Origin of the sequence: Halomonas sp. McD50-4, assembly GCF_022348135.1 — a bacterium.
GTDB classification, from domain to species: Bacteria; Pseudomonadota; Gammaproteobacteria; order Pseudomonadales; family Halomonadaceae; genus Vreelandella; species Vreelandella piezotolerans.
The window spans coordinates 133,797-148,761 of sequence record NZ_JAKRFG010000008.1; the positions used below are offsets into that span (position 1 = coordinate 133,797).

The following is a 14,965-nucleotide window of genomic DNA, read 5'->3' on the forward strand; positions in this document are numbered from 1 at the left end:
AAAGGAACCGTCTCATGGTTGACAATAATAGAGCAACTGCCTTGACGCGGGGGGCCTTCACGGGCCTCCCGCCGGGCACGGGGAACACGAGATACGCACGTACCCATCAACTCTCTCATGCTTCGACGAGCGAATGCGCGACGCTTGGCAGTAGAAGAGCGACTCAGGATTAACAACAACAAGGCTGCTGATGGCCGCCATGGCCTGGCCAACGCAGCCCCTGTCGACGCTCGCCGTGTACAAAAGGGTCAGCACCCGCAGTCGCTTTTGTACTTATCGTAGCGTCGTCCTCACAAATTGGAGAAGTTTCATGGCTACAGGTGTCTGGATTAGCTTATTTGGTTACTTTGCGCTGATGATCGCCATTGGCGTGTACGCAATGCGCAAATCCACGTCTTCTTCTGAAGACTATATGTTGGGGGGGCGAACTCTTAGCCCACAGGTCGCCGCACTTTCCGCGGGCGCTTCGGACATGAGCGGCTGGCTGCTGTTGGGGTTGCCCGGCGCCATGTTCGTATCGGGCCTCGGTTCCGCCTGGATCGGGATCGGCCTGCTGGTCGGGGCGTTCTTTAACTGGCTGCTGGTGGCGCCGCGCCTGCGTGAGCAGACCATTCACTACGGTAACGCCATCACCATCCCGGCCTTTTTGGCCAATCGCTTCCCGACCCGGGCGCTGTCACTGCGCACGGTATCGGCCATCGTCATCGTGATTTTCTTCGCCGTTTACACGGCGTCGGGCCTCGTCGCTGGCGGCAAGCTGTTCGAAAGCGCATTCACGGGGGTTTATAACTTCGGTGACATGAGCAATTACGCCATGGGCGTGGTCATCACCCTGGGCGTGGTATTGATCTATACCGTCGTGGGCGGCTTTTTGGCGGTGAGCATGACCGACTTCGTGCAGGGCTGCATCATGATGTTGGCGCTGATCATCATGCCAGCCGTAGTACTGTTCGGCGAAGGCGGCGGCGGTTTCTCCCAGGCCTCCGAAACGCTGAATAGCGTTGACCCCACCCTGCTCTCTTGGACGACCGGCTTGACCTTTATCGGCTGGCTGTCAGCGGTTACTTGGGGCCTTGGCTATTTTGGTCAGCCGCATATCATCGTGCGCTTCATGGCCATCCGCTCACAAAAGGATGTGCCCATTGCGCGCAACATTGGCATGGGATGGATGCTGGTATCGCTCATTGGAGCCGTTTCTCTGGGCTTGGCAGGTCGTGCGTTTGCCGTTCGTAATGGGCTGGACGTACAAGACCCAGAAACCATCTTCATTATTCTAGCCAACCTGCTGTTCCATCCGTTGATCACCGGCTTCCTGTATGCGGCGCTGCTGGCGGCCATCATGAGCACCATCTCTAGTCAGCTGCTCGTCTCCTCTTCCTCGCTGACCGAGGATTTCTATCGTCTCTTCCTGCACAAAAATGCCACTGAGCAGCAGTGTGTGGCAGTGGGGCGGGTCTGCGTCGTGCTGGTCGGTATTGTGGCAGCCTTTATTGCCTCTGACGAAAACTCCCAAGTGCTGGGTCTGGTCAGTAACGCCTGGGCGGGCTTTGGTGCAGCCTTTGGCCCGCTGATCATCTTGTCACTGATGTGGCCACGTACTAACGGTGCGGGCGCGGTAGCCGGTATGATCGTCGGCGCAGTAACCGTCATGGTATGGATTGCACTGGGCTGGAACGGCTCCTTCATGGGTGGTCCCGGCGTGTATGAAATCATTCCAGGCTTCATCGCCTCGTTCATCGCCATTCTGGTCGTCAGCAGCGTGACGGCAGACGCCGGTGAGTACAAGCATATCGACCGTCAAGAAGCGTAACCCAAGATAGGATGCAATAAGCTCAGCGGGGCAACCCGCTGAGCTTTTTTGTGCGCGGTACTTTGTGTCGAAAGTTTCGAGCCACAAGAGCACCGCGATTGCTCCAGGTCAAGAACGCCTTCGCCCTGACTCGATACACTGTCCGCATGATTGCTAAGCAACTCACTTCCCTAAAATGAACGGTCAGGAGCGACGCCATGCGCCTTTTATCACTTCCCACCTTACTCGCCACTGGGTTTGCCGCTGCCACCTTGGCCATCAGCAGCCAAGCCATTGCCTACGGTGCCGGCGACTTTTTCACCCGTGTAGGGGTCGCTAAAGTAGCCCCCAAGAGCGACAACGGCTCGCTGGCAGGCGGTGCCTTCGCAGTGGATGTTCAGGATAAAACCGACTTCGCGTTCACCTTGGGCTACCGCTTCCACGATAAGCTGGGCGTCGAGCTGCTGGCCGCACTCCCCTTTGAGCACGACATCCAACTCAACGGCGAGAACCTCGCCTCTACCAAGCACCTGCCGCCGACCTTAACCTTGCAGTACTATCCGTTGGGCGGAAGCGACGCTCGCGTACAACCCTACGTTGGCGCAGGCATCAATTACACACGCTTCTCCGATGAGCAGCTAGCGATTGGCGAACTCGATCTCGACGACTCCTGGGGCGCTGCCGCCCAAGTTGGTTTCGACCTGCTGATCGACGAACATTGGGCATTGAATGCTGCCGCCTGGTACTTGGACATCGATACCGATGCCACCGTCAATGGTGCCGCTGCAGGCACCGTTGCCATTGACCCCATGGTCGTCATGGCAGGATTGAGCTATCGTTTCTGAAGCGACGCAGTCTCCACAAAAAAATGCCCAGGGCGAGCGCCTTGGGCATTTTCGTTGATGAGACACGCTCTTAATTCTCGGTGACGATTTGGTCGACACGCTCCACTGCTTTGACGACGAGCACTTGGTCACTGGCCCTGAGCTTCTCCTGCATCATGTAAGCCGCCACCGCCGGGGCAACGTCGCACTTGGCAGGCATGGCGGCTTTGGCATCGATTAACGCGTTCAGTCGCGCAATGAACACATAACGCACCCATTGAGGCAACGACATGGTATCGATACAGAAAGGCTGCTGGCTGGCAAACGCCGACGCCTCGGGCGTAGGGGTGCGCCATAAATTCGCGGCCTTCATGGCGGCTTCAAGCTCGAGAAGCGCGGTTTGAAGCTGTTGATGGACGCTCATAAACACCTTGGGGTTGAACAATGTTGACATCCATTATCCCAACTCTGTGGGTAAGTTGCTACTCGTACGCCTCTCTCGAAGTCGTTATTCATAGATTCACAGAAAACCTGCAAGAGGCTGTGGATAAACTATGGAAAGGTGTCGCCACCGTTACTCTCACGCGGCTTACACAACGTTGTTCAATTTTTAACCACCTAGACAATAAAGCGCGGATTAATCAGCGCTTGCGGCTGACAGTGGCAAACCAGCAAGGTAGAGTTCAGGCTTGAAAAGCGGAAGGATGTCATGCAGCCAATTCACACCCTTGATGAGTTTTTTACGCGCAGCGGTGCGGAGGTATCGCTTTACCATATGGGGCGCCGGGTCACGTCGTGTCCACGAGACGTATTGCGCGCTTTCGAGAACGCCGAGCACGCATGGCCCGAGCCTTGGCAGGGTCAGGCACGGCTCGCCATCGTCTTCCGTTTGGGAGCCATGGAAGAGCCTGCCATTTGGTTCTTGGCACTGCCACTGGACGAGCAAGGCATGCTCTCGCCTGCCCAGCGTGACGGTTTCATCAACCGTCTGTTGGAAACGCTTGGGCGCAATGCCGCCGCCACCGACCTGGGCGCCGCCGACACGGCAGACGTCGATCATCTGATGAAAGATAATCCACTGGCGTTTACGCCGGACATTACTTTTCAGGCCATGCTCAATGCCCGGGCTACCCATACCCATGGCCTATCTGCCAGCCAGCACCTAGAGGCTGTGGAAGCGTATTTGAGCGGCCAACAGACGATCGACTGGCAAGCTTTGGGGCTACAAGGCATTGCCGATTACGTCGTTCGCTTGGATAACGAGACCGCAGAGGCGCTCGCCGGCCGCATTCCCGGCCTGCCGACAAGTGTGATCCACTCCCTCTGCTACTGCTTGGAGCACCAACCCTTGCCGGATGCGCTCGTCGAAGCTCTGTGCGCGCGTGGCGAGGTGGCAGCCAGCGAGGGAGATTTAGAAACGCTGTGCGCCTGCGTGCGGTCCGTTGGCAGCTCCCGTGCAGCTCTAGCAGGCGAATGGTACAGCCACCTGCTAAACGACCCGGCAGCCTGCGGCCCAGATTTGATGGCCGCCATAGCCGGACGCGGCTGGCCATGGCTAGAAGACGCCGAACGCCTTCCCAGGTTCCTACAGCGCTTGGCGGAAGACGAGCGCAGCCACTTTGCCTCCGTGGTACGCGACATTGCGTTGATTCCTCGTCTACGCTTACCCGTTATGCTTACCCTACGTGACGCGCCTGCGGGTTCCGCTATCCAGGCGCGTTTATCGGCCATGCAGTCTTCGCATAACGGCTAACAACAAACGTCATCACTATGTCTTGTTTTTCTTATATCGTCAGGAGTGCACTGTGAAGGAATTACCCTATCAGGCCAAAGCGGTCATCGGCCGCCGCGAAATGGTGACGTTACCTGAGTTAGGGCTTCACCTCTGCTGCAAAGCCGATACCGGTGCGCGCACGTCGGCACTGCACGCTGAAGAGATCGAAACCCACGAAGATGCCGACGGGCAGCTATGGGTGAGTTTTTTGACCCATAGCGGCGGACCAGAAACCCCAGCACACCGCTACCGTTTACACCTACACGACCGTCGACGCGTCACCAGCTCAAACGGCCATAGCGAGTGGCGCTATGTGATTAGAACCCCTATGCAACTGGGCGAACTGAACTTTCCGGTTGAACTCACCCTGACCGACCGTAGCAATATGCGCCACGCGATGTTGCTGGGCAGGCGTGCCATGCGCCGCCTGCTCGTCGCCCCCGGTGCCGCTTTTTTGCACGGCGAGCCTTGAACACTTTTAAACGGCAACTTTTTTAAACCGGAGCCTTGCATGCATATTGCCCTGCTTTCGCGTAATCGCAACCTCTACTCTACCCGCCGACTGGTGGAAGCCGCCGAACAGCGCGGCCACACTGCCCGGGTTGTGGATACCCTGCGCTGCTATATGAGCATCGCCTCGCACCACCCCTCTATTCACTATAAAGGCGCGGAAATCGAGCCGTTCGATGCGGTCATCCCTCGTATTGGCGCGTCGGTGACTTTTTACGGCTGTGCGGTGCTACGTCAGTTCGAAATGATGGGCACCTACGTCCTCAACGACTCGGTCGCGATTACTCGCTCCCGTGACAAGCTGCGTTCGCTACAGCTGCTCTCCCGTAAAGGCTTGGGCCTACCCATTACTGGTTTTGCTCACTCCCCTGACGACATTCCCGACCTGATCACCATGGTGAAGGGTGCCCCCCTGGTCATCAAGCTACTGGAAGGCACTCAAGGCATTGGTGTGGTATTGGCAGAAACCAACCAAGCCGCAGAGTCCGTGATTCAAGCCTTCATGGGCATGAAAGCCAATATCATGGTGCAGGAGTACATCAAGGAAGCACGCGGCGCCGATATTCGCTGTTTCGTCATTGGTGATAAGGTCGTCGCTTCGATGAAGCGACAAGCGGCAGAGGGCGAATTCCGCTCTAACCTACACCGCGGCGGCACCGCTAGCGTGATTCGCATTACCCCAGAAGAGCGTTCCACCGCAATTCGTGCAGCCAAGGCGATGGGACTGCGCGTCGCGGGCGTGGATTTGCTTCGCTCGAACCACGGCCCGGTGATCATGGAAGTCAACTCGTCTCCCGGACTACAGGGCATCGAGAGCGCCACCGGCAAGGATATTGCCGGCATGATCATCGAGCATATCGAAAAGAATGCAGTGCCTGCTCGCAAAGCACCACCCAAGCCTAAAGGCTAACGGTCAATTGTAAAAATAATCCCCATTAGGGGTGGCAAATCAACGCTGCCACCCCCACAATCTGCGTCACCGAAGGAGGTAGACGCTCATGTTTCTCGACAATCGCCAAGTGGCGATGGACAGCGTGCTGGAAGCGCTGGCCGATAGCATTGATTATTTCCAGGACAATATCGAACGCCTGCGCCCCTCGCTGCGCGATGCACTGAAGCCGCACTATACTGAGCGACTCCAACAAATGCGCACGTTGCAGGAGCTTGCCCGTGCTCACCTGAAAATGCTGCCACGGGATGCGGATGTCGAGCGGGACGATTTTCTGTGGCTGTGGAGCCGTTTGAAGAGTTTCGTGGGCAACGATAGCCAAGTATTGATCAATGAGCTGTTGGAACAAGAGCGTGTACTCATGCAGGCCCTTTCAACGCTATTCACTCACCCTCTGCCCGATCCCATCGAGCCGGTCGTGGACGAGTGCATGCAGGGTTGCCGAAAGCTTATCCGGGAGCTGTATAGCCTGCAAAAACGCAAAGCCCGGCGCTAGTATCGGGCATTAGGGGTTAAGTACTCCTCGGCACTCGGCTCTATCCCCCTTTCATCCTCCTGCGTCTGCAATAACAGTAGAGCAGCATCGCTATTAACGGTCGTTTCGAGTGCCGGTTTGCTGCTTTCAGTCGCACTACTGCTCTGCGGCTGTAGATCGATCGGCTCAGCGGGACCAAGAAAGTAAGGCTCCCTTCCCCAGAGGTATAGGTCTCCCAACGTGGCAATGCGTGCGACCCACTCGCGCATCCTCAGCCGCCACTCGTCTGCTGCGGGTTGCTCCTCTGCGATGCAGCCCGTCACGTCCATGCCTAGCGCTCGACCAATAAAGATGGCCCGAGGCAAATGCCAGCTCTGAGTGACCAATAGCGCCTCATCCAACTGAAACACATCTCGCGCACGCACCATCGTGTCGTAGGTGCTAAAGCCAGCGAAATCCATCGTCAGCTGCTCCGCGGACACCCCTCGGCGATACAGGTCTCGCCACATGGCGCGCGGCTCGTTATACGCCTGGGTGCGATTGTCCCCGGAGATCAGCAGATGCTTCACACGCTGGTCAGCCACAAGGCGCGCTGAGGTTCGCATGCGGGCATGAAAGTGAGGGTTGCGCAGGCCACTGCGCGTCCAGTGAGAGGTGCCAAACACAATCGCTACATCGGTCGGACGACACTGCGCCCAGTGGCCGTCGATATAGCGTGTGGTGCTCGCGAGCACCCACAAATTACCGGCTATAAACAGCAATGTCGCCAGCAGCAACAAGGCTCCTAGCGACATTAGCAAACGCTTCATCCAACGTAATAACAGGCTGTGCATCCAGCTCCCCAACAGGGGTTAGAACATGCCGAGCTCTAGCTTGGCTTCGTCGCTCATCATGTCACGACTCCAGGGCGGGCTGAAGACGATCTCGGTATGCACCTTGTTGATTTGCGGCGCTCCCAGGATTTTGTTGCGCGCATCGGCGGCAATCACGTCCCCCATCCCACAACCTGGCGCGGTCAACGTCATACGGATAGTCACCATACGCTCGCCGCTGATCAAGCGCTCGATTCGGCAGCCATATACCAACCCTAGATCAACGATGTTGACCGGTATTTCGGGATCGAAACAGGTGCGTAACTGATCCCACACGAACTGCTCGATCTCTTCATCGCTAGCGCTCTCAGGGAGCGTCGGCCGTGGGAGCGGCTCTAGCCCCAGCGCGTCCAAATGACGTCCTTCGATCAAGTATAAACGCCCTTCGAACCCGACACTGACCGAGCTGCCTTTGGCTTGCATGACGCTGACGACACTATCTTCCGCCAGCGTCTCCGTTTTGCCAAACGGAATGGCGATAGCGTCGACATCTCGTTGCAGCGGTAGTTGTTGGCCTCGTTCGAGGCTGGCCACTTGCTCGATATCCATAGCAGTCCTTAACGTACCATCCCAATCACGCGGTTGAGCGCTGCCACGAAGATATCCACTTCGTCGAGCGTATTATACGCCGCAAACGAGGCACGACAGGTTGCCTCGACACCAAAATGATGAAGCAGCGGCTGAGCACAGTGGTGTCCAGTGCGAATCGCGACGCCTAACTGGTCGATAAGCAGGCCAATGTCCTGGGCATGCGCACCCTCGACCACAAAGGAGAGAACACCCGCTTTATGGGGCGCGGTTCCCAGGATACGCAGGCCGTCGATCTGGTTGACGGCCTGAGTCGCATGGTCCAGCAATACCGTTTCCCAGGCACTAATCGCGTCGACACCGACGCCTTCCATCCACTCCAAGGCGCGCCCTAGTGCCACGACCTCGGCAATGGCGGGCGTGCCCGCTTCGAATTTATGAGGAATATCGGCAAACGTAGTGTCAACATCGAAAGAGACGGTGCTAATCATCTCACCACCACCCTGCCAAGGCGGCATGGCCTCTAGTAGCGCCTGCTTGCCGTAAAGCACGCCTACGCCCGTAGGGCCGTATACTTTATGACCTGAGAAAGCGTAGAAATCGGCGTCTATCTCCTGAACATCGACCTGCTGATGCGGCGTGGCCTGGGCGCCATCGACCAGGATCAATGCGCCGTGCTGATGCGCCAATGCCGCCATCTCTTTCACCGGGTTGATCGTGCCCAGTGCATTGGAGACATGATTCACGGCCACTAGCTTGGTGCGCTCGCTCAACAGCTCACGGTACGCCTGCATATCGAGCGAACCGCGGGCATCGACCGGAATCACCTTGATGGTGACCCCTCGCTCGGCTGCCAACAGCTGCCAAGGCACGATGTTAGAGTGGTGCTCCAGCATCGAGATCAATACCTCGTCACCCGCGCCGAGTGAGCTGCGCCCCCAGCTCTGCGCGACGAGATTGATGGCCTCGGTAGTACCCCGCGTGAAAATGATTTGGCGAGCATCTTCAGCATTGAGAAACGCTTTGACACGATGACGTGTGGTTTCAAAAGCGGCTGTCGCTTCATCGGCCAGCGTGTGCAGCCCACGGTGAATGTTGGCGTTATAGCGCGAATAGTAGTCGCTAAACACCTCGATCACCTGTTGTGGCGTTTGGCTGGTCGCCGCGTTATCCAAATAGACGAGTGGTTTACCGTGCACTTCACGATTTAAAATCGGAAAGTCGCCACGCAGTGCCTCAACGTCATACGCCTCAGTGCTGCCCGCCATGGGCTTCTCAATCACGCTATGGGGCATCGATGACTCCTTGATTAATCGTTGAGCGCAGCCGCCGCTTCGACCAGTCCGGCCAGGTTGAAACGCTCCGGCAATTTACCCGCCACCGCCAACTCGACGCGCTCAGCGACGGCATCCAGTGCCACTTGCTCCAGCACTTCCCCAGCAAACGCCAGTGTCAGAAGGCCACGGGCGGTGGCTTCGTCGATACCGCGGGTACGCAGTGCGTAGATCGCGTCCTCGTCCAACTGACCGGTAGTGGTACCGTGGGAGCACTTCACGTCGTCGGCATAGATTTCAAGCTCGGGTTTTGCGTCGATTTGCGCGCGATCCGATAGCAGCAGGTTCTGGTTGCTCTGGAAACCTTCGATCTTCTGGCTGTCGCGCTTCACGTAGACCTTACCGTTGAAGACGCCGTGAGCGCGGTCATCCAGAATGCCTTTGTAGTTCTCGTTCGAGAACGTCAGCGGGGCGTTGTGGTTGACCTTGGTGTGGTTGTCCACGTGCTGACGCCCCTGGCCAAAGAACAGGCCGTAGAAGTTCGTCTCAGCGCCCTGCCCATTCAAATCGCTGATCAGGTCGTTACGCACCAGCGCGCCACCCAGATTCAGGTTGTGCGAGGTGTAGCGGCTGTCACGATTCTGCTCTACGTGGATGCTCGCCACATGCAGATCGCCGAGCGGCGCCTCCTGCAGCTTGTAGTGGTTCAAAATCGCCCCACGATCCAGCATCAACTCAGCCACCACGTTGGTGAAGTTGGCGGCATCCGCCTCGCCTACGTAGTGCTCGATCAGTGTCGCTTCGCTACGCCCAGCGGCTTCCACCAGAATACGTGGATGGCTCATCACCGGCGTGCCCGCGCGGGAAAGGAACTGCAGCAAAATGGGCTTTTCGACTACGGTGCCGGGGGCGATACGCACCACGGCGCCCTCTTCCATAAAGGCCGTGTTCAGCGCAGCAAAACTCGAGAAGTCGACACCGGTCAAACGACCCAACGGCCCTCCAACGGCTTCATGGTTATCCGTCAGCGCTTTGGAGAGCGGCATGACCTGAACGCTGTCGGGAAGCGCATCGAGGTCCGATAGCGCTGCCGAAAACACACCGTCCACGAACGTCAGCCGGTAAGCATCCAGTGGCAGCGTGAGGGCAGCCGCCTGGGCCTGAGAGAACTCGGCGTTCTCTGCCAAGGCAAAGTTGCCCTGGGCGATGGCGCGAACATCGGTATATTTCCACTCTTCATCGCGGCGGGTCGGGAAGCCCATTGCTTCGAAGCGAGCCGCGCCCGCCTGACGGCGAGCAGCGATCCAGGTAGGCTCTCCAGCGCGCTGCTGACTGCGCGCCGCTAGCGTGTCCAGAAAGGTTTGGGTATCGCTCATGCCACGGACTCCTCAATGCCTTCGTAACCGTTGGCCTCTAGCTCTTTGGCAAGCTCGGCATCGCCGGTTTTGACGATGCGGCCGTCGACCAGAACGTGGACTTTGTCCGGTACGATATAGTCCAGCAGGCGCTGATAGTGGGTGACCAATAGAATGGCACGCTCTTCGGCACGCAGGCTGTTCACGCCGTCAGCGACGACTTTCATGGCGTCGATGTCGAGGCCAGAGTCGATTTCGTCGAGCATGGCCAGCTTTGGCTGCAGCACCAGCATCTGCAGGATTTCATTGCGCTTTTTCTCACCGCCGGAAAAGCCTTCGTTCACCGCACGCTGCAGAAAGCTGGCGTCCATTTTCATGAAGCCAAGCTTCTCTTTCACCAGCTTCATGAATTCGGGGGCAGGCATTTCACCTTCACCGCGCGCAGCCCGCTGAGCGTTCAGCGCGGACTTCAGCAGGTAGATGTTCTTCACGCCCGGAATTTCGACCGGGTATTGGAAACCCAGCAGCAGACCCGCTTGGGCGCGCTCTTCGATTTCCATCTCCAGTACGTCCTGACCTTCGAACGTAATGCTGCCTTGGGTCACCTCGTAGCCATCTTTACCAGCAATAACTGCTGACAACGTGGATTTACCCGCGCCGTTAGGGCCCATGATGGCGTGAACTTCACCGGCATTGATGGTGAGCGTCAAGCCTTTCAGAATCTCTTTACCTTCGACGGTGACGTGTAAATCATTAACTTGCAACATAGTGATCGCCTTTTAAATGCTTGCGGGTCGCGAGCGCGACGCCCTTAAAATGAGTTGGGTGCCGGTGCGGTCAGCCCACCGCGCCTTCCAGAGTGACATTTAGCAGTGCTTCCGCCTCAACTGCGAATTCCATCGGCAGTTCCTGGAAAACGTCTTTACAGAAACCGTTAACGATCATGCTGACCGCGTCCTCTTCGGAGATACCACGGCTCTGGCAGTAGAAGAGCTGATCTTCACCGATCTTGGAGGTCGTTGCTTCGTGCTCGATGGTCGCCGTGCTGTTACCGATTTCTTGATACGGAAAGGTGTGTGCCCCGCACTTGTCGCCGATCAGCAGTGAATCGCACTGGGTAAAGTTACGCGCACCCTTGGCACGCGGCCCGATCTTGACGAGACCACGGTAGGACTGGTCGCTCTTACCCGCCGAAATGCCTTTGGCGACGATGTAGGAGCGAGTACCCTCACCAATGTGAATCATCTTGGTGCCGGTATCCGCCTGCTGGCGGCCATTGGTAACGGCAACGGAGTAGAACTCGCCGATGCTGTCTTTGCCACGCAGTACGCAAGAAGGATACTTCCAGGTGATCGCCGAGCCGGTTTCGACCTGTGTCCAGCTGATGCGGGAACGCTCACCACGGCAGTCTCCGCGCTTGGTCACGAAGTTATAGATGCCGCCCTTACCCTCTTCGTCACCGGGATACCAGTTCTGTACGGTGGAGTACTTGATGTAGGCATCGTCCAATGCAACCAGTTCGACCACGGCAGCGTGCAACTGGTTTTCATCGCGCATGGGTGCGGTGCAGCCTTCCAGGTAGGAGACCTCGGCACGATCCTCGCAGATGATCAGCGTGCGCTCGAACTGGCCCGTATTGGCCGCGTTGATACGGAAGTAGGTAGACAGCTCCATCGGGCACTTCACGCCTTTTGGCACGAACACGAACGAGCCATCAGTGAACACGGCGGAGTTTAGCGCAGCAAAATAGTTATCAGCCACGGGCACTACCGTACCCAGGTACTGCTTGATCAAATCCGGGTAGTCACGAATCGCTTCGGAAATGGAGCAGAAAATCACGCCCGCTTCCGCCAGCTCTTTTTTGAAGGTCGTCGCAACCGAGACGGAGTCGAAGACCGCATCGACGGCAACCCCTGCCAGGGCGGCACGCTCGTGCAGCGGAATACCCAGTTTCTCGTAGGTTTCCAGCAGTTTAGGGTCTACCTCGTCGAGGCTTTGGGGACGATCTTCTGGGCGCTTGGGCGCACTGAAATAGGAGATCTCTTGATAATCGATGGGCGGATAGTCGAGGTGCGCCCAGGATGGCTCTTCCATCTTCAACCACTGACGATACGCATCCAGACGCCACTCCAACATCCACTCGGGCTCGCCTTTCTTCTTGGAAATGAAGGCAATGGTGTTTTCATCAAGGCCAGGTGGCAGTGTGTCGCTTTCGATATCGGTTACAAAACCATCTTTGTACTCGCGACGAACCAACTGTTCCATTTCTTCGCTTGCCATGGTGATACCCTCCGGGCAGTTGGGTGGCGAGGTCAGCTCGCCGTCAATAGGGTGATAGACCTAGCGGCTTATGCGGATGCCGCCGATAGGCTAATGCTTTGGATCGGTAACTGTACGGGCAGTTTGATAGGTGTCGTGTCGGCCAAGTGCGCCAACGTCACACTTTCGAGTAACGTGCGAATGGCCAGCGATACTCGCTGCCAGTTGTCGGCCACACCGCAGGTGGCCACCAAGTCGCACTCACCTTCGGCTTGGCTGCACTCGGTCATCGCGACGGGGCCTTCAATGGCACTGATAATGTCAGCCGCCGTGATGTGCGACGCTGGCCGCGCTAGGCGATAACCACCTTGAACCCCACGCTGCGACTCCAAGAGTCCTGCTTTCACCAGCATTTTAAGGGTTTTACTCACGGTGGGATGGGGTAGCTGTACCGCGTCTGCTAAGTCAGCCGCCGCATGCGACGCCTGGGGATGACGGGCAATTTGTGCCATCACCACAGCGGCATAATCTGTCAGCCGAGAAAGCTTGAGCATAGTCACTCCGTTTGCCATCGCGTTGGGCCGAACCGTTGGCCTACCCGCTAATTGGGTACCATTTTAGTCCTGTATAAATTTGATGTGAAGCCCTTCTGCAAAATCCTTATCAAATAGCGCGACTTCTTAGCACGTTCGCGGCTGATAACATCAAAAAAGCCAATCATTATCATTTAGGAAAACTATGACATGGACATAAAAAAGCCTGCTCGCAAGCGGCAGGCTGTCAGAAGGCGGGATTAAGAGGTGACTTTCTTGACGAACATGGACTTCAATTTCATAGGACCAATACCGTCGACTTTACAGTCGATGTCGTGATCGCCGTCCACCAATCGAATGTTTTTGACTTTGGTGCCTACTTTGACGACCGAGGAGCTGCCTTTGACCTTGAGATCTTTGATCACGGTCACCGAGTCACCATCGACGAGCAGGTTGCCGTTTGCATCACGAATGCCATCATCCAAGTCCGCTTCGCTGGCGCTTGGCGCTTTCGACCACTCGTGACCACACTCGGGGCAAACATACTGAAGGCCATCATCGTAGGTAAACTCAGAGGCACAGGTAGGGCAGTTAGGCAGGTCACTCATTAAAGACTCCATCGCAGCAGACAGTCACGCAAACAGTAGCAAGCGACGGAGCCTACACGGCTTGAGCGCAATGCTCCAGCCTAATGCCGGTTTAGCCTCGCTGGTAAGTACCTACCAAGCGATTCATTCCCAGCAGATGGGGTTCCACGGCCTGGAGTAGCTCAGGCAACGTCAGCCCTTCGGGCAGTGACGTCTGCTTGTCCAGCGCCAGTACCCAGAAGTAGTAAAGGTGGCTGCCATGTCCTTCCGGCGGCATAGGCCCGCCATATCCCAATTTACCGAAATCGGTGATACCGGACGTGCCCAGCGCAGTACTTTCTTCCAGCGAAGTGGTCTCACCAGGCAGGTTGTACAGCACCCAGTGAACGAAACCATAACTGCCCTCTTTCACCAGTGGCGCATCTGGGTCATGACAAATCACCGCAAACCCCTTAGTACCTTCCGGCGCCCCCTCCCACGCAAGCGCTGGGGAAACGTCTTCAGCCTCGCCCGTGTGCTTGGCAGGAATCGCTTGGTGATTCGCAAACGCCGAGCTAGTGACGCTCATTGAGGATAGTGCAAAAGCCATCATGCTCTCCTATTCTACGGATGTAATAGCAAGCCATAATGTAGCGAATGATTTAGCGAAACTCTAATCGCGACGAATGGCGTTCCCACCACTGCTGCGCAATTCGCCGATTTGCCGCATTTGCGTTAGGGTCTAATACGGAGGGCAATTGAATGTAGTCACCGTCCGTTTGAAACGTCACAAGCGGATCCTGTGTGGCGAGCTGAAGCGCGTATAGCACCAGCATCAACTCATAAGCGTCATCGGTGTGTAATCTTGAGAACAACAGCGGCACTGCCGGCAGGCCGATGTCGCCTAGTCGCTCGGCGGCGATGTACCAAGGCCTTGAGTTATCGGGGCCTCCATACTGGCTGACGAACCGGCGATCCGCCAAGCGGCTGACGTAATAAGCGGCCTCTTCTTCTGGACTCACCTGCAGTGGCGGCGCCCAATCATCGGCGCGCACCACGGAAGATGGCTGCGCTATCTGCGCGCTAGGCACTGTCGCTACTTGATTGACGGCAGGAGCCGCCGAGCGCTCGTTATCGGCAGGCGGGCGTGATGGGCCGGCACACCCTGCCAATAAGAGTGCCAATGTGCAAAAAGTGGTGATCCCTATCGCTTTGGTCTGCTGGCGCATGACGCAATTCCCTGGTTGATCGTTCAAC

Annotated in this window: 17 protein-coding genes; 6 read left to right on the top strand and 11 right to left on the bottom strand. The window is 57.1% G+C overall.

The features are described 5' to 3' along the window. Window positions 1-310: 310 nt before the first annotated feature. A complete protein-coding gene (gene putP, locus MHM85_RS11515) occupies window positions 311-1,810 on the top strand; it encodes a sodium/proline symporter PutP (protein WP_139528451.1) in 1,500 nt (499 codons plus the stop codon). Window positions 1,811-2,007: 197 nt separating this feature from the next. Next, window positions 2,008-2,634, top strand: coding sequence for an OmpW family outer membrane protein (locus MHM85_RS11520; RefSeq protein WP_239286066.1), 627 nt, complete (start codon window positions 2,008-2,010; stop codon window positions 2,632-2,634). A 70-nt stretch (window positions 2,635-2,704) separates the two neighbouring features. On the opposite strand, the gene MHM85_RS11525 is transcribed toward MHM85_RS11520, so the two are convergent. Beyond that, on the bottom strand, window positions 2,705-3,037 hold the full coding sequence (locus MHM85_RS11525; RefSeq protein ID WP_153843965.1) for a YqcC family protein: 333 nt from the start codon (window positions 3,035-3,037) through the stop codon (window positions 2,705-2,707). Window positions 3,038-3,322: 285 nt separating this feature from the next. Between MHM85_RS11525 and MHM85_RS11530 the strand changes: the two genes are divergently transcribed. The 4 genes from MHM85_RS11530 (at window position 3,323) to MHM85_RS11545 (ending at window position 6,342) form a co-directional block, all read left to right on the top strand. Further along, window positions 3,323-4,366, top strand: a complete 1,044-nt coding sequence (locus MHM85_RS11530; RefSeq protein WP_239286068.1) for a DUF3549 family protein — start codon at window positions 3,323-3,325, stop codon at window positions 4,364-4,366. A gap of 52 nt (window positions 4,367-4,418) precedes the next feature. Next, the gene (locus MHM85_RS11535; RefSeq protein WP_153843938.1) at window positions 4,419-4,859 is read left to right on the top strand and encodes a RimK/LysX family protein; all 441 of its coding nucleotides are present in this window, start codon (window positions 4,419-4,421) and stop codon (window positions 4,857-4,859) included. Window positions 4,860-4,898: 39 nt separating this feature from the next. Continuing rightward, window positions 4,899-5,807 carry a 30S ribosomal protein S6--L-glutamate ligase gene (rimK, locus tag MHM85_RS11540; RefSeq protein ID WP_139528447.1) on the top strand — a complete coding sequence of 303 codons (909 nt, stop codon included), beginning with the start codon at window positions 4,899-4,901 and terminating at the stop codon, window positions 5,805-5,807. Window positions 5,808-5,895: 88 nt separating this feature from the next. After that, a complete protein-coding gene (locus MHM85_RS11545; protein WP_139528446.1) occupies window positions 5,896-6,342 on the top strand; it encodes a hypothetical protein in 447 nt (148 codons plus the stop codon). Here MHM85_RS11545 and MHM85_RS11550 read toward each other — a convergent pair. The 10 genes from MHM85_RS11550 to MHM85_RS11595 form a co-directional block, all read right to left on the bottom strand. Beyond that, on the bottom strand, window positions 6,339-7,154 hold the full coding sequence (locus MHM85_RS11550; RefSeq protein ID WP_139528445.1) for an ElyC/SanA/YdcF family protein: 816 nt from the start codon (window positions 7,152-7,154) through the stop codon (window positions 6,339-6,341). The two genes, MHM85_RS11545 and MHM85_RS11550, sit on opposite strands and share 4 nt — an antisense overlap. An 18-nt stretch (window positions 7,155-7,172) precedes the next feature. Next, entirely contained in the window at window positions 7,173-7,742 is a 570-nt protein-coding gene (sufT, locus tag MHM85_RS11555) for a putative Fe-S cluster assembly protein SufT (protein WP_139528444.1), read from the bottom strand. A gap of 8 nt (window positions 7,743-7,750) precedes the next feature. Beyond that, window positions 7,751-9,016, bottom strand: coding sequence for a cysteine desulfurase (locus MHM85_RS11560; RefSeq protein WP_239286070.1), 1,266 nt, complete (start codon window positions 9,014-9,016; stop codon window positions 7,751-7,753). 14 nt (window positions 9,017-9,030) lie between these two features. Then, window positions 9,031-10,371: a Fe-S cluster assembly protein SufD gene (gene sufD, locus MHM85_RS11565; RefSeq protein WP_139528442.1), complete on the bottom strand. Its 1,341-nt coding sequence runs from the start codon at window positions 10,369-10,371 to the stop codon at window positions 9,031-9,033. Continuing rightward, window positions 10,368-11,117: a Fe-S cluster assembly ATPase SufC gene (gene sufC / locus MHM85_RS11570; RefSeq protein WP_139528441.1), complete on the bottom strand. Its 750-nt coding sequence runs from the start codon at window positions 11,115-11,117 to the stop codon at window positions 10,368-10,370. Before sufC ends, sufD begins: the two co-directional genes overlap by 4 nt. A gap of 70 nt (window positions 11,118-11,187) precedes the next feature. Then, window positions 11,188-12,630, bottom strand: coding sequence for a Fe-S cluster assembly protein SufB (sufB, locus tag MHM85_RS11575; protein WP_139528440.1), 1,443 nt, complete (start codon window positions 12,628-12,630; stop codon window positions 11,188-11,190). Window positions 12,631-12,698: 68 nt separating this feature from the next. After that, complete coding sequence (locus MHM85_RS11580; protein ID WP_139528439.1) at window positions 12,699-13,163, bottom strand: SUF system Fe-S cluster assembly regulator; 465 nt, start codon at window positions 13,161-13,163, stop codon at window positions 12,699-12,701. A 239-nt stretch (window positions 13,164-13,402) separates the two neighbouring features. Further along, window positions 13,403-13,750: a zinc ribbon domain-containing protein YjdM gene (locus tag MHM85_RS11585; RefSeq protein ID WP_139528438.1), complete on the bottom strand. Its 348-nt coding sequence runs from the start codon at window positions 13,748-13,750 to the stop codon at window positions 13,403-13,405. A 91-nt stretch (window positions 13,751-13,841) separates the two neighbouring features. Beyond that, window positions 13,842-14,318 carry a YbhB/YbcL family Raf kinase inhibitor-like protein gene (locus MHM85_RS11590; protein WP_139528437.1) on the bottom strand — a complete coding sequence of 159 codons (477 nt, stop codon included), beginning with the start codon at window positions 14,316-14,318 and terminating at the stop codon, window positions 13,842-13,844. 52 nt (window positions 14,319-14,370) lie between these two features. Then, window positions 14,371-14,937 carry a hypothetical protein gene (locus MHM85_RS11595; RefSeq protein ID WP_218013992.1) on the bottom strand — a complete coding sequence of 189 codons (567 nt, stop codon included), beginning with the start codon at window positions 14,935-14,937 and terminating at the stop codon, window positions 14,371-14,373. Window positions 14,938-14,965: the final 28 nt, after the last annotated feature.

What these genes read in the sequence shown, in the direction of transcription:
- putP (WP_139528451.1), top strand. Translation starts at nt 311, where the DNA reads ATGGCTACAGGTGTCTGGATTAGCTTATTTGGTTACTTTGCGCTGATG.
- MHM85_RS11520 (WP_239286066.1), top strand. Translation starts at nt 2,008, where the DNA reads ATGCGCCTTTTATCACTTCCCACCTTACTCGCCACTGGGTTTGCCGCT.
- MHM85_RS11525 (WP_153843965.1), bottom strand. Translation starts at nt 3,037, where the DNA reads ATGAGCGTCCATCAACAGCTTCAAACCGCGCTTCTCGAGCTTGAAGCC.
- MHM85_RS11530 (WP_239286068.1), top strand. Translation starts at nt 3,323, where the DNA reads ATGCAGCCAATTCACACCCTTGATGAGTTTTTTACGCGCAGCGGTGCG.
- rimK (WP_139528447.1), top strand. Translation starts at nt 4,899, where the DNA reads ATGCATATTGCCCTGCTTTCGCGTAATCGCAACCTCTACTCTACCCGC.
- MHM85_RS11545 (WP_139528446.1), top strand. Translation starts at nt 5,896, where the DNA reads ATGTTTCTCGACAATCGCCAAGTGGCGATGGACAGCGTGCTGGAAGCG.
- MHM85_RS11550 (WP_139528445.1), bottom strand. Translation starts at nt 7,154, where the DNA reads ATGCACAGCCTGTTATTACGTTGGATGAAGCGTTTGCTAATGTCGCTA.
- sufT (WP_139528444.1), bottom strand. Translation starts at nt 7,742, where the DNA reads ATGGATATCGAGCAAGTGGCCAGCCTCGAACGAGGCCAACAACTACCG.
- MHM85_RS11560 (WP_239286070.1), bottom strand. Translation starts at nt 9,016, where the DNA reads ATGCCCCATAGCGTGATTGAGAAGCCCATGGCGGGCAGCACTGAGGCG.
- sufD (WP_139528442.1), bottom strand. Translation starts at nt 10,371, where the DNA reads ATGAGCGATACCCAAACCTTTCTGGACACGCTAGCGGCGCGCAGTCAG.
- sufC (WP_139528441.1), bottom strand. Translation starts at nt 11,117, where the DNA reads ATGTTGCAAGTTAATGATTTACACGTCACCGTCGAAGGTAAAGAGATT.
- sufB (WP_139528440.1), bottom strand. Translation starts at nt 12,630, where the DNA reads ATGGCAAGCGAAGAAATGGAACAGTTGGTTCGTCGCGAGTACAAAGAT.
- MHM85_RS11580 (WP_139528439.1), bottom strand. Translation starts at nt 13,163, where the DNA reads ATGCTCAAGCTTTCTCGGCTGACAGATTATGCCGCTGTGGTGATGGCA.
- MHM85_RS11585 (WP_139528438.1), bottom strand. Translation starts at nt 13,750, where the DNA reads ATGAGTGACCTGCCTAACTGCCCTACCTGTGCCTCTGAGTTTACCTAC.
- MHM85_RS11590 (WP_139528437.1), bottom strand. Translation starts at nt 14,318, where the DNA reads ATGGCTTTTGCACTATCCTCAATGAGCGTCACTAGCTCGGCGTTTGCG.
- MHM85_RS11595 (WP_218013992.1), bottom strand. Translation starts at nt 14,937, where the DNA reads ATGCGCCAGCAGACCAAAGCGATAGGGATCACCACTTTTTGCACATTG.